The following is a 13,217-nucleotide window of genomic DNA, read 5'->3' as shown; positions in this document are numbered from 1 at the left end:
TTCCGCATGACCTCCATCTCTTCCTTTGGGCGGCGTTCCCGCGGCGCAGCTCGCCGAGTTGCGCTGCCCCGGCCCGCCGGCGGCGGATCGCCCCGGCCGAACCCGCAGCGGCGCGCTCGAGCCGCCAGCCCTTGATCTGCGACCGCGTCACGCCGAGCTCCCGCGCGACGCCGGCCCAGGCGGCGCCCGGCCCGGAAAGGCGAACGACGGCCTGCTCCATGAACGCGGCGGCGGAATGGCGGCGGGGCCGTCCGCCCAAGTGGGATCCCGATCTCTCGGAGCATGAAAACGCCAGTCCGGGTGCCAGGGGAAAGGTCAATCCGTCAACCGCTTGCGCTTCATCGCTACTCCTCATTCGGCCATTGATAGTCGGAGAGTGGCAATCCGCAATGGCCCGGAACCCGGGGGGAAGGTCAACCGGTTCAATCGCCCGCGTGCCGGGCCAGCGTCGCCTTTTTCCCGGGGGGCAGCAGGCGCCCGCGCAGTGCCGAGAGCAGCGGCAGGCATACGAGGAGCACGCAAACGGCAATCAGCGCTGCCGAGATGGGGCGTTCGAGGAATATCGACCAGGAGCCGCGGCTGATCATCAGGCTGCGGCGGAGGTTTTCTTCCAGGATCGGGCCGAGGATCAGGCCGAAGGCCAGGGGGGTCACAGGCAGGCCCAGCCGGGAAAAAGCGAAGCCGACCACGCCGAAGGCCACCATCACGTAGACATCGTTCATGTCGTTGCGGATCGCGAAGGCGCCGATCACGCAGAAGACGGCGATGAAGACATACATCAGCTGCGGCGGGATCTTCGTCACCAGGACCGAGACGCGGATCATGCCGATGCCGAAGACCAGCGTCGCGACCAGCGCCAGAAGCACGGAGGCATAGATCCAGCTGACGAAGGTCGGGTCCTTTGCGAAAAGCAGCGGACCCGGGGTCAGCCCGTGCACCATGAGCGCGCCCATCAGCACCGCCGTGATCGTGTCGCCCGGCACGCCGAGGGCGATCAGCGGGACGAGGGACCCGCCGACGGAGGCGGAGTTCGCGGCTTCGGGCGCGACAAGCCCGTCGGGATGGCCGGTGCCGAACTTCTCCGGCTCCTTTGACAGGCGGCGTTCCTGCGCATAGGCGATGGAGACCGCGACGGCAGAGCCCGCTGCCGGGATCGCGCCGATGAAGGTGCCGATGAAGGAGCCGCGCAGCATCACCTTCCAGCGCGAGGCGAGATCGCCCAGCGGCACGAAGATCCGGCCGATCGACGGGGTGGCCTTGGGCCCGCCGCGGAACTCCGCGAGGTTCTGCAGGATCTCGCCCAGGCCGAACAGGCCGATGATCACCGGGATCAGGTTGAAGCCCGATTGCAGCGCGGGCACGTCCATCGTCAGCCGCTGCGCGTCCGTGAGGCTGTCGAAGCCGACCATGCCCAGCATGACCCCGATCAGCCCGACGACGGTCGCGACCAGGGTGGAGCCGTTCGAGGCGAAGGACAGCATGACGATACCGAACAGCGCAACCGCGGCGAATTCCGGGCTGCGGAAATTGGTGGCGAAGCCTGCCAGCATCGGCGCGAGGAGCACCAGCATCGCCAGCCCGATCATGCCGCCGATGGTGGAGGCGGCCAGGGCATAGGTCAGCGCCTGTCCGGCCTTGCCTGCCTGCGTCATCGGATAGCCGTCCACCTGGGTGAAGATCGAGGCCGGCGTGCCCGGCAGCTTCATCAGGATCGCCGAGACCGAACCGCCATAGACGCTGGCCATGAAGATCGAGATCAGGAACAGGATGGCCGGACCGGGCTCCATGCCGAAGGTCACCGGCATCAGGATGGCCAGCGCCATGGTGGAGGAAATGCCCGGCACGGCGCCGAGCACCAGTCCCAGCACCGCCCCCATGGCGATCAGTCCGAGCATGGCCGGGTCCGTGGCGAAGCCGGCAAGCGTGCCGAGGAAGGTCGAAAGCAGCATGGCGGGCCTCGTTCAGGTCGGAAGCGGAAGCGACAGAAGGCGGATGAAGACGAGATGGACGAAGACCGCGGCGCCGATCCCGAAGCCGAGCGCGGGCAGGGCCAGCCGCGGGCCCCAGCCGTCGCGCAGCCCGATCAGCAGCGCGATCCACGCAGTGGCGAAGATCGCGACGGCCGGGGCGGTGCCCAGCATGTCCATCAGCGCGGGCATCGCGACGAGCGAGACCGCCAGCAGCGCCGAGAGGAGCCAGCTCCGCCCGGCGGCCAGCAACTCGCCCGTCGGCTTCCGGGGGGCGGGCCTGCGGGTGAGCAGGCCCAGGACCAGGAGAGCGGCGCCCGCCAGCCCGACGGCCCAGAGGCAGAGGCGGATCAGGAAGAACGGGCCGGGATCGCCCGGCATCGACATGCCCTGCCAGGCCAGGCGGCTGTGGCGCAGCATCGCCAGTCCCGCGGCGCAGAGCGCCAGGAAGAAGGCCGCGGCGGCAAGCGTCTTGCGGGTCGATCCGTCGATGGGGGGCTGCATGGCGCTCCTTCCGGGGTCGCGGGGAGGGGGAACGGGGAGGGGCCGCGGCCCCTCCCCCGTGTCAGGCGGGGCGGCGGATCACTCGCGCTTCAGCCCGTCGGCGACGAGGCCGGCGTCAAGCAGCAGCGGATAGACCGTGTCCACCTGCGCCGCGAGTTCTTCGGCGGCCATCTTGTCGTCGCCCGGGCGCAGCACCATGCCGTTCTGCGCGGCGGCGGAGGTGAAGCCCTCGCTGTCCACCGCGGCGAGGATGCCGTCGACCAGCTTGGCCTTCACGTCCTCGGGCATGCCCTTGGGGCCGACGATCATCACGAAATCGCCGGTGACGATGTCATAGCCCTGTTCCTTGAAGGTAGGCACGTCGGGCAGCTGCGGGTGGCGCGTCTCGGAGGCGACGCCCAGCACCGTGACGGTGCCTGCCTTGGCATGTTCCAGGATCGGCGGGATCGGCAGGGTGGCGGTCTGCACCTCGCCGGTCAGCAGCGCGGTGACGGTCGGCGCATGGCCCGGATAGGGCAGCTTCATCATCTCGATGCCCAGGCCCTTCGGGATCACGTTGGCGAAGACGAAGGAGTTGCCGCCCTGCGGATCGTTGCCGTTCATCAGCGCCATCGGATCCTTCTTCATCGCCTCGACATAGGCGTCGAGCGATGCGATCCCGGTATCGGCGGAGATTTCCAGCGCGCCCGGCTCGTCGGAGATATAGGCCAGCGGCTCGATGTCATCCATGGTCGGCGCGTTGGCGTTCATGAAGGATTGCGAGATCGCATGCAGGCCCATCACGCCGATCGTGTAGCCGTCCGGATCGGCATCGGCGATGTGGCGCATGCCGGTCGTGCCGCCGGCGCCGGTGACGTTGTCGACCACGACAGGCGTGCCCATCACCTTCGACAGCTCGTTGCCCAGCAGGCGGCCGACCAGGTCATGGCCGCCGCCGGCGGGCCAGACCACGGTGATGTGGACCGGCTCGGAGGGATAGGCCCCTTCGGCCAGCGCGGCCTGGCCGGCGAGGCCGAGGGCGGCGGAAAGAGCGAAGGCGGAGGTGAGGAGCTGGCGTCGTTTCATGGGTTTCCCTGTAGCTGTGCCGGCCGCGGCCGGACTCTTGGCGTCGGTCCTGGCAGGGACCTGGTGTCGGGGCTGTCCCGCTTGGCCGCGGGATCGTTCTTGTGTTGTTTCCAAGGGCAGAACTCTCCTGTCCGTCCCCGCGGAGGGGACGGCGCATCGGATCCTTGCCGGTGATTGGAAGCACCAGAGCGCTCCCGATATTGTTTGTACAGAAATAAATTTCTGTCCTGCATGTTTCGCGCCGTGCAGCCCGGCCGGATCTTCCGGTTTGCCCGGAAATTAGGCGAAAGCATGTGCCGCTGCCCATTCCCCGGCAGTCAGAGATCCAGGACGACGTCCCCTTTCGGCACCGAGCAGCAGAGCAGGATCTCGCCCTCCGGCGGAGAGTCGATCAGCTCTTCGGTATGCTCGGTCTCGCCGTCCAGCCTGCGGCAGGCGCAGCTGCCGCAGATTCCCGCGCGGCAGCTGAAATCGGGCGACAGCCCCTGCGCCTCGGCGAAATCCAGCAGGCTCGGCTGCGACCCGTCCCAGACGGCTTCCGTTCCGGACCGGGCGAAGCGGATCGTCGGCGCGTCCGCGGTTGCGCCCGCTGCCCGGGCGGCGGGTGCGGCCGGGACGGGTGCCGGGGCGCCGCCGAAGCTCTCCTGCCGGATCTCGCCGTCGGGCAGGCCGAGGCTGGCCAGCGCCGCGCGCATCGCCGCCATGAACCCGTCCGGCCCGCACAGATAGGCCTGCCAGGCATCCAGCGGCAGCAGCCGGCGCAGCAGCGCGCGGTCGATCAGGCCCAGATGCTGGCAGCGCGCGGTTTCCAGATCGGCCGCGCTGCCTTCGGCGAAGACGGTGATCCGGGTCAGCCCCGGCATCCGCGCCTCGAGCCCGGCAAGTTCCTCCGCGAAGCACAGGTCGTCGCGCGAGCGGCAGGCATGAAGGAAGACCACCGGCCGGTCCGGCTGCCGCGCCAGCGCGTGCAGCATGGACAGCGCCGGGGTGATGCCGATCCCTCCCGTCAGCAGGAGCACCGGCCGGTCGTCCTCCTGCAACACGAAGCGGCCGCGCGGGACCTCTGCCTGCAGCTGGTCGCCCGGCTGCAGCCCGTGCAGGTGGCGCGAGCCGCCCTTGCCGCCGGGCTCCAGCTTCACGCTCAGCCGGTAGGCCGACAGGTCGCCCGGATCGGACGAAATGGTGTAGGTCGCCAGGCTGCGCTCCGGCAGGTTCAGCCGCAGCGGCAGGTGCTGCCCGGGCAGGAAGGGCGGAAGCTCGCCCGCGGCCGCGCGCAGGCGCAGCGAGACGACAGCCGCGCTCTCCGCGACCCGTTCGGCGACTTCCAGAGTCAGGGCGGCGGCGCGGGCCGGTTCGGCGGTCATGACGGCAGGCCCTCCGGAATGCCGAGGCTGCGCATTTCCGCGCGCAGGAAGGCGGCGATGGCGGCATTCTGGCCGATAAGCGAAAATTTCGCGCCATCGCCGTAATCGGTCAGGTTGATCATTTCGGTGGTGATGACGGCAAGGCGGCTGCCCGGCGTCTCGGCATGGTGGCGCAGCACCTTGCGGGCGACATGCTTGCACGGTTCCAGCCGCCATGCCTCCCACGGGGAATGCCATTCGCCGGGGGCCGGCTGCGCGAAGGGATAGAGGATCGCGCGTCCCGGACGGCCCTCGCGGGCGCGCTGGTGCGGATCGTCGGGCACGCCCGCGGCGCCGTTTCCGCTATCATGCGTCGACCAGAGGTTCCGCGGACCGGCGGGCGCCACGGCGCGCAGCTGGAACCAGCGGACGATCCCCATCTCCAGCCATTCATCGACCAGGTTCCCCGGCAGGTAGGGGTCGAGCACGACCCGGCCCGTCTCGACATCGTCGCGGATGCCCGAGATGTCGAGCTCCTCCGCGTCGCCCATCTTGAACAGCATGTGCGAATAGTCGAGCGTCAGGTTGAACGGGATGCCCATGCGGTCCGCGGCGCGTGCCGCCACGGCGACGCGGCGCGGATCCTCGCTCCACATGTTCACATGCAGCTCGAAGCAGGGCTCGATCCCGGCCGCCTCGCCCGCCTCCCAGGCCTCGGCCCAGGCACGGATCACCTCGTCATCCGTGACCCAGCGGCCTCCGGTATGCCAGGCGAAGACCATCATGTTGTGGAACTTCGCCCCTGCCGCAGCGGCACGGGCCATGTTGGCGCGCAGGGCAGGCAGGTAGCCCGGACCCAGCGCATAGACGCCGCTTGCGGTGAAGGCGGGCAGGGCGTTCGCGGCCGACAGCGCGCGGAAGGTGTCCACCTCGCCTTCCATCGGCAGCCTGTCGAAGAAGTCGAAGACGCCGGCTTCCGCGACCATGGCGAATTGCTCGGCCAGCGGCTGTTCGGCGAAGGAGACCGGGCGGGCGGGCGACGAGGCCTGCGCGCCGCGGCCGTTGCAGCCGACGGGAAGGGCCGCGGGCAGGGGCCGTGCCGCAGCCCCCCCGCGGATCGGGGCGAGCTCAGTCATGGTAGACGAAGGCCCCGTTCGGCTCCTCGGAGGCATCCAGCGTCCGCTCGCGTTCCAGCATGTCGGAAATCCGCTTGCGGTAGACCATCGGGCCGCGGTCGATCGCCAGCCGGATCGGGCGGCGTTTCGCGGGGCGCTGTTCCTCGGCATGGACCGCCTCCAGGATCTCCTTGTCCTCGCCGAAGGCGATGCGGAACATCGCGTCGATCTTCTGCGAGGCTTCCTCGGTCTCGATGGCGGTGTTGCGCAGGTGCATCCAGCGGTCGATGGTCTCGGTCTCGCTCACCGGGGTCATGAAATGCAGCGCGAAGATGCGGTTGCCCTGGTCGCGGTCCTCTTCGGCGATTTCGGCCTTCGCGTCGGCAGAGCCGAAGTCGATCACTGCGATCGAGGGCGCGTAGAGATGGTAGTAGTGCCAGCGGTCGACATTGCCCTCGAAGCCGCCGAAGGCCTTGAAGAAGCCGATCGGCTCGGCGTCGCGGATCCAGCGCCAGGCGGTGATCGCCGGGCCGTCGGTGGAGACATGGACCGGCACGTTCTCCGACGCCGAATTGCCCAGCGTGGTCGGGTGGACGAAGCTGACATGCGCCGGATCGACGAGGTTCTCGGCCACGTTCAGGTAGTTCGACTTCAGGAACAGCGCGTCGCCCTGATGCGCGTGCCAGCCGGGCTCGCGGAATTGCGGCAGGTCGAAGATCGCGTCGGGATCGGCGCGGTGCGGCTCGCCCATCCAGATCCAGACGATGTCGTTCTTCTCGACCACCGGATAGGCGTCGACATAGGCGGAGGGCGGAATCTTGTCCTGGCCGGGCACGCGGGTGCATTTCCCGTCCGGCCCGAAGGTGAGGCCGTGATAGCCGCACTGCACCGCGTCGCCGATCCGCTTGCCCTTCGACAGCGGCAGCTGCCGGTGCGGGCAGCGGTCCTCCAGCGCGGCGACATGGCCGTCGTTGCGGCGGTAGAGAAGGACCGGATCGCCGAGGATCGTGAAGCGGCGCAGCGTGCCGTCCACTTCCGAGGACCAGGCGGCTACGTACCAAGCGTTGCGGACCAGCGTCGTCATTGTCATCTCCCGGCCGCCGGGGCGGCATATCTCGCGTTATTGCTACGTACTCAAAGTGAATTGTGCGACTACGTCCGTCAATGCCGACCTTTGATCCAGGTCAAAACCGCAAAATATTTGTTGGTACGCGCATGAAAAGCGCAATCAAAGAGCGATGATGCTCAATTTTCAATCGATATATGCTGCGTACTAATAGAAAGCCCGACTCGGAGGAGTGCCCTGGGGCGCTCAGTCTTCGGCTTCAAGCAGCTTCCGCAGCAGCTCCAGGAACAGCGCGCGCTCGATCCCGGTCAGCGGCGCCAGCAGCTCGTCCCCGGCCCGGACGCTGACCGGCACATGCTCCGCGGCACAGGTCCGTCCCGCCTCGGTCAGCGACAGCACGGTGGTGCGCTGGTCCCCGGGGTCGCGGCTCTTTGCGATCAGCCCTTCCTTTTCCAGCTTGCGCACGACGACCGTCGTGGTGGAGGGATCCATGCTGGTCATGCGGCCGAGGCGGCTCTGCGCCGTCGGGCCTTCGCGCAGCAGCGTGACGAGGGCGACGAACTGGGTGACCGAGAGGTTCGGCACCTTCACGTTCTGGGTGAAGAGCTGGGCGCCGCGCTGGTGGAGCCGCCGGACCAGTTGCGCGGGATGCATGCGGACGTCGTATTCCGCCACCCGCTGCTCGAACTCGTCCTGATCCGCGGCCATGCCGTCCTCCGTCACTCGCACGCCCTTGCGGGCCGGCAGACGATAGCAGCGGCGCCGCGGGCCATCCAGCCCGGTTGCGGCGCCGCAAGCGCTGCGCACCCCCTGCGGTTGCCGCCCCGGCCGGCAGGCGTCGCGCCGCTCTACCGGGGCGCGAATCGATTTCGGCGTGAGGGAGGCTGCACAGTCCGGATGCGGAATTTCCCGAAATTTCTGCGCAAGTCACGGAAAAGGAATGAAATTCCGTCCGGAACTTGCCCGGCAGAGCCTGCTGCGCCGCAGCGTGGATTTCATATCATGAAATCGGTACGACGATGTGAAAAATTAATGGATCATGACCGGCCTCCGGCGGCACAGTCCGGGTCAGGAGGAGCCCATGACCCAGATCGAAGCAGACGCCAGTCCGCCCCAGGCGGACAGGACGATCCAGTCCGTCGACCGCGCGCTCAGCGTTCTCGAGGCCATCGCCCGGCAGCGGGGCGAGGTGACGCTCCAGCAGATCTGCGAGGAGCTGGGGCTGAACGCCTCGACCTGCCACCATATCCTGCGCACGCTGATGGTGCGGAACTATGTCCGGCCCGGCACGGCCCGCGGCCGCTACATGCTGGGATCGCAGATCGTCATGCTGGCCGAGGCGGTCAACGTCAAGGCCGAGCTGCCCGGCCGTGCCAAGCCGGTGATGGACGAGCTGAACCGCGTCACCGAGGAGGCGGTGCACCTGGCGGTCTTCGACCGCGACGAGATGATCACGCTGGTCAAGCGCGAGGCGCGCCACGCGCTGAAGGTCGACAGCGGCTCGATCGGCAAGTCGCGGGCGATGCATGCCACGGCCACCGGCAAGGTTCTGCTTTCGGGCATGTCCGAGGACGAGGTCCGCCGCCTCTGCGCGCTGCACGGCATGGCGCGCTTCACCATCAACACCTGCACCGACCCGGACGCGCTGCTGGCCGAGCTGGAGCAGGACCGCGCCCGCGGCTTCTCCGAGGACCGCGAGGAATTCCAGCTCTACGTCGTCTGCACCGGCGCGGCCGTGCGCGATCCCGCCGGCCGGGTCATTGCCTCGCTCAGCGTCTCGACCCCGATCAACCGCGCGACGGACGCGCATCTCGGCCTTGTCCGGCGCGAGGTGATGGCGGCGGGGCGCAAGCTTTCCCTGACCTCTCTCGACATGTCCGAGGTATCCAGCTCATGAATGTTCAAGACACCACGGCGCCCGTGCGCCAGCAGGGCACCAGGGGCATTGCCGCCCGCGCCCGCGCAATTGCCGAGGCCGGCGGCCTGGCCGAGGCCCGCGCTCTCGGGCTGCTGCCGGAAATGCTGGAACTGACCCTCTCCGAGGCGCTGGTGCTGGCGCTGCTGAAGCAGGGCACGCGGAAATACCTGGCGATCTTCGGCCACGGCTCCACCGATCTTGGCGAAATCCTGCGGATCTACGACGGGGCCGGGGTGACGCGCACCTTCAACTTCCGCAACGAGGTCGAGATGGCCCACACCGCCACGGCGCTGGCCTGGCAGTACGGCGAGACGCCCGCGCTGATCACCTCGATCGGACCGGGCGCGCTCCAGGCGATGGCGGGCTCTCTGGCGGCGGCGTCGAACGGGGTGGGCGTCTGGCACATCTACGGCGACGAGACGACCTTCGGCGAAGGCTACAACATGCAGCAGATCCCGAAGCCCGAGCAGGAACTCTATGCAAGGATGAGCGCGCTGATGGGGCAGAGCTACATGCTGCACACGCCCGAGGCGCTGCGCGAGGCGATGCGCCGGGGCTCGCGCCGGGTGCATGATCCGGTCAAGGCGGGTCCCTTCTACCTGCACCTGCCGATCAACACCCAGCCGGCCCGTGCCGCGTTCAATCTCGACGCGCTGCCCGAACGGCCCTCGGCCGAACCGCTGTCGCCCGAGACCAACGACAGCATCGAGGCGGCCGCCAGGCTGATTGCAGGGGCGGAGCGCGTGGTGATGAAGGCCGGGGGCGGCACGCGCGGCTTCGACTCCGAGATCCGGGCGCTGGCCCGCGCGGCAGGCGCGGCGGTGGTGCTGTCGCCGGGATCCACGGGGGTGATGGCCGATGCCGATCCGCAGAACATGCATGTCGGCGGTTCCAAGGGATCGCTCAGCGGCAATTTCGCGATGGAAAAGGCGGATCTGCTGATCGTCGCGGGCTCCCGCGCGGTGTGCCAGGCCGATTGCTCGGGCACCGGCTATCCGAACGTGAAGAACGTCGTGAACCTCAATGCCGACTGGGCCGACGCGCTGCATTACAACCGCACCCTGTCGCTGCTGGGCGATCTCGGCGCGGTGGCGAAGCGCCTGACCGCGGCGCTCGGGGCCTGCGAGGCAGCGCCCGGCAAGGCCGCGTGGCTGGCCGCCTGTGCGGAGAAAAAGCGGGATTGGGCCGGTTTCCGTGCCGAGCGGCTGACCCTGCCGCCGGTCCGCGACACGGTCTGGGGCACCGAGGTTCTGGCCCAGCCCGCAGCCATCGGCATCGTCGACGCCTTTGCCCGGGAAAGCGGCGCGGTGAAATATTTCGACGCCGGCGACGTGCAGGCCAACGGCTTCCAGATCGTCGCCGACGAGCGCTCCGGCCAGACCTATACAGAGACCGGGGCCAGCTACATGGGCTTCGCCTCCTCGGGCATCCTCGCCTCGGCGCTGGCGGACAGCCCCGAATACGTCATCGCCTTCACCGGCGACGGGTCCTTCATGATGAACCCGCAGGTGCTGATCGATGCGGTCGAGCACCGGCTGAAGGGCATGGTGGTGATTTTCGACAACCGCCGGATGGCGGCGATCAGCAGCCTGCAGATGGCGCAGTACGGCACCGATTTCCGCACCAATGACGGGGTGCCGGTGGATTACGCCGCCATGGCCGGATCGGTCGCCGGCGTCTTCGCCCGCCGCGTGGCGGGAACGGCGGAGGACCTGAAGGCCGCCCTGGAGGAAGGCCATGCCCATGACGGGCTCTCGGTCCTGCATGTCCCGGTCTATTCGGGCGAGGACCCCCGCGGCGGCATGGGCAGCTGGGGATCGTGGAATGTCGGCAACTGGGTGGAAGACGTCCAGGGCCGCTGGATGCGCCAGTCGCTCTGACGCGCATCCCATCAGGAAAAAGTCGGGCCGGAGAGGTCCCGCATCAAGTGGAGGAAACATCAATGAGTGGCACGACCATAGGCTATGTGGGCGTCGGGAATATCGGCACGCCGATGGTGCTGTCGATGCTGCGCGAGGGGCTGGACGTCCTGGTGCGTGACCTGCGCAAGGACCAGGCGGCGGAATGCCTCGCGGCAGGCGCGCGCTTTGCCGAAAGCAACGAGCAGCTCGCGGCGGAATGCACCCGGATCGGCGTGGCGGTCGTCAACGACAAGCAGCTGAACGGCCTCTTCCGTTCCGAGGGCGGGCTGCTGGATGTCTGCCGTCCGGGCACGACGCTGATCGTCCATTCGACCGTGCTGCCGGAGACCATCCTGGCGCTCGGCGAGGAAACCGACAAGCGCGGGCTGAAGCTGGTCGACGCGCAGGTTTCGGGCGGCGACCTCCGGGCGCGCGAAGGCGACCTCGCCATCATGTGCGGCGGCGACCCGGCGGATATCGAGGCGAACCAGGACTATTTCGGCGCGATTTCCCGCATCACCCAGCACATGGGGCCGCGCGGCGCGGGCGCAGGCGCGAAGCTGTCGATCCAGATGATGACCTTCGGCAACTGGATGGCGGCGATCGAGTCGATGCGGCTGGCCCGCTCGCTGGGTCTCGACGAGCAGACCCTGGCGAAATTCGCCACCGACACCACCGCCGACAGCTGGGTCGCGCAGATGTGGGGCAACTATGACCGCCTGCTGCACAACCACCCGCTGGCCGGGACCGAGGACCTGTTCCGCATGTTCGACAAGGACCTGTTCAACTCGGTCCTCGTCGCCCGGGACCATGGCATCGAGCTGCCGCTGACCGCGCTGTCGAGCCAGATCATGAAGGCCGCGATGCAGGAGCGGATCGACTATTCCGCCGACACCTACGCGCCCAAGCCCGAACTCGCGAAAAGGAGCGCCTGACATGCCCGAGGATCTGAGCCCGATGAGCCTGACCCGGACGAAGCCGGTCGTCACCAAGGCCGCGGCCGAGGAGCTGATCGCCCGCGCGATGGAGCATGCCGCCAAGATCGGCAAGCATGTCTCGGTCGCGGTGGTCGATGACGGCGGCTTCCTGATGGCCTTCGCGCGGATGGACACGGCCAACCCGGCCTCCGCCCAGATCGCCATCGACAAGGCCTACACCGCCGCGGTCTCGCACATCGCCACCCACAAGTGGCAGGAGATCATGGAGTCCGACGAGCCGCTGCGCATCGGCGCACCCTCGGGCGTGCACCGCCTGGTGGTCTTCGGCGGCGGCCAGCCGATCGTGATCGACGGCCAGGTCGCAGGTGCCATCGGCTGCTCGGGCGGCCACTGGACCGGCGATACCGAGATCGGCACCGAGGCGCTGAAGCTCTTCGGCTGACCCCGTCACGGGCGGGCGCCGCGCTGCGCCCGCCGCAACCAGAGAGAGGACAGGACCATGATGCTGCCCACCTCATTCCATACCGGCTTCCTTGCCGACATGCCCGTGGCAGAGGCCGTGCGGACGATCCGCGGCCACGGCTACGACATGGCCGAACTGAATGCCGAAGTCCTGCCCTGGGGTCCCGCGCATCTGGGGCTGGACACGCCCGCCGGCACGATCGCGGAGCTGGCGCAGCTCGGGCCCTATTCGGCCTTCTGCCTGCATCACCGCGATTTCGGCTCCAAGGATGCCGACCGCCGCGATGCCGCGCTGGCCTGGACGGCGGCGATGATGGCGCGCGCGCCCGATCTCAGCATCGGGACCGTGCATGTCATCCCCGGAGAGGAAACGACGCTCGGCTCGCTGCACCATTCGCTGCGGATGGCGGTTGGCGATGCGGAGAAACTGGGGCTGGCCCTGGCGCTCGAGCCCATCGTCGGGCGCGAGATCGGCACCGCGGCCGGCGCGCTGGAGGCGATCGCCGCGGCACCGGGGCTGAAGATCAACTTCGACGCCTCGCACCTGAAGCCGATGGGGGACGACGTGACCGAGGCGGCGCGCAAGCTGGCGCCGCATGTCGTGCACATGCACCTCAAGGACGTGACCGGCACGCCGGAAACCTTCCGCTTCGTGCCGATCGGGCAGGGCGAGATCGACCTTGCGGCGATGCTGCGCGCGCTGATCGAGGGCGGCTACCGCGGCCCGGTGTCGATCGAGCATGAGAGCCACTGGTTCGCCGGAGACCGGCGCGGCCCGGCGCAGGTGCTCGACGACTGCCTGGAAGACATCCGCAGGCTTCTGGCAGAAGCCGCGGCCGTGCCCGCCGCCTGAGGCGGGCAGGAGGCCCGACCCGCGTTGAGGAGCGCCGGGCCGGGCCGGAAAGCCGGGGCAGGGGGCCCCGGAAGGATCAAGGGAG

The 13,217-nt window shown here is 68.7% G+C and carries 12 protein-coding genes and 1 pseudogene; 5 read left to right on the top strand and 8 right to left on the bottom strand.

From position 1 onward, the window contains the following. The 8 genes and pseudogenes from HCC78_RS33235 to HCC78_RS17765 all read right to left on the bottom strand — a co-directional run. A pseudogene (locus HCC78_RS33235) lies at positions 1–259 on the bottom strand (hypothetical protein); the annotation flags it as partial. Positions 260–422: 163 nt separating this feature from the next. Next, a complete protein-coding gene (locus HCC78_RS17795; RefSeq protein WP_172330140.1) occupies positions 423–1,949 on the bottom strand; it encodes a tripartite tricarboxylate transporter permease in 1,527 nt (508 codons plus the stop codon). A 12-nt stretch (positions 1,950–1,961) separates the two neighbouring features. Then, complete coding sequence (locus HCC78_RS17790; protein WP_172330139.1) at positions 1,962–2,471, bottom strand: tripartite tricarboxylate transporter TctB family protein; 510 nt, start codon at positions 2,469–2,471, stop codon at positions 1,962–1,964. Between the two features lie 78 nt (positions 2,472–2,549). Next, a complete protein-coding gene (locus HCC78_RS17785; protein WP_172330138.1) occupies positions 2,550–3,536 on the bottom strand; it encodes a tripartite tricarboxylate transporter substrate binding protein in 987 nt (328 codons plus the stop codon). Between the two features lie 317 nt (positions 3,537–3,853). Continuing rightward, on the bottom strand, positions 3,854–4,900 hold the full coding sequence (locus tag HCC78_RS17780) for a 2Fe-2S iron-sulfur cluster-binding protein (RefSeq protein ID WP_172330137.1): 1,047 nt from the start codon (positions 4,898–4,900) through the stop codon (positions 3,854–3,856). Next, entirely contained in the window at positions 4,897–6,015 is a 1,119-nt protein-coding gene (locus HCC78_RS17775) for a xylose isomerase (protein ID WP_172330136.1), read from the bottom strand. The genes HCC78_RS17780 and HCC78_RS17775 overlap by 4 nt, the downstream gene beginning before the upstream one ends. Next, positions 6,008–7,078 carry an aromatic ring-hydroxylating dioxygenase subunit alpha gene (locus HCC78_RS17770; protein ID WP_172330135.1) on the bottom strand — a complete coding sequence of 357 codons (1,071 nt, stop codon included), beginning with the start codon at positions 7,076–7,078 and terminating at the stop codon, positions 6,008–6,010. Before HCC78_RS17770 ends, HCC78_RS17775 begins: the two co-directional genes overlap by 8 nt. Before the next feature lie 228 nt (positions 7,079–7,306). Further along, a complete protein-coding gene (locus HCC78_RS17765; RefSeq protein WP_172330134.1) occupies positions 7,307–7,768 on the bottom strand; it encodes a MarR family winged helix-turn-helix transcriptional regulator in 462 nt (153 codons plus the stop codon). A gap of 373 nt (positions 7,769–8,141) precedes the next feature. Between HCC78_RS17765 and HCC78_RS17760 the strand changes: the two genes are divergently transcribed. The 5 genes from HCC78_RS17760 to HCC78_RS17740 all read left to right on the top strand — a co-directional run bounded on the left by HCC78_RS17760 (position 8,142) and on the right by HCC78_RS17740 (position 13,132). Next, positions 8,142–8,957 carry an IclR family transcriptional regulator gene (locus tag HCC78_RS17760; protein ID WP_172330133.1) on the top strand — a complete coding sequence of 272 codons (816 nt, stop codon included), beginning with the start codon at positions 8,142–8,144 and terminating at the stop codon, positions 8,955–8,957. Beyond that, positions 8,954–10,858 (top strand): thiamine pyrophosphate-dependent enzyme, encoded by a 1,905-nt coding sequence (locus HCC78_RS17755; protein WP_172330132.1) that lies wholly within the window; start codon positions 8,954–8,956, stop codon positions 10,856–10,858. The genes HCC78_RS17760 and HCC78_RS17755 overlap by 4 nt, the downstream gene beginning before the upstream one ends. Positions 10,859–10,920: 62 nt before the next feature. Beyond that, a complete protein-coding gene (locus HCC78_RS17750; protein WP_172330131.1) occupies positions 10,921–11,814 on the top strand; it encodes an NAD(P)-dependent oxidoreductase in 894 nt (297 codons plus the stop codon). Position 11,815: 1 nt separating this feature from the next. Then, complete coding sequence (locus HCC78_RS17745; RefSeq protein ID WP_216671207.1) at positions 11,816–12,259, top strand: heme-binding protein; 444 nt, start codon at positions 11,816–11,818, stop codon at positions 12,257–12,259. A gap of 57 nt (positions 12,260–12,316) precedes the next feature. Then, complete coding sequence (locus HCC78_RS17740; protein WP_172330130.1) at positions 12,317–13,132, top strand: sugar phosphate isomerase/epimerase; 816 nt, start codon at positions 12,317–12,319, stop codon at positions 13,130–13,132. Positions 13,133–13,217 lie beyond the last annotated feature (85 nt).

The sequence above is a fragment of the Mangrovicoccus sp. HB161399 genome (assembly GCF_013184745.1).
Taxonomy (GTDB): Bacteria; Pseudomonadota; Alphaproteobacteria; order Rhodobacterales; family Rhodobacteraceae; genus Mangrovicoccus.
The sequence above is the reverse complement of the archived record's forward strand: the minus strand, read 5'-3'. Positions and strand labels throughout refer to the sequence as shown.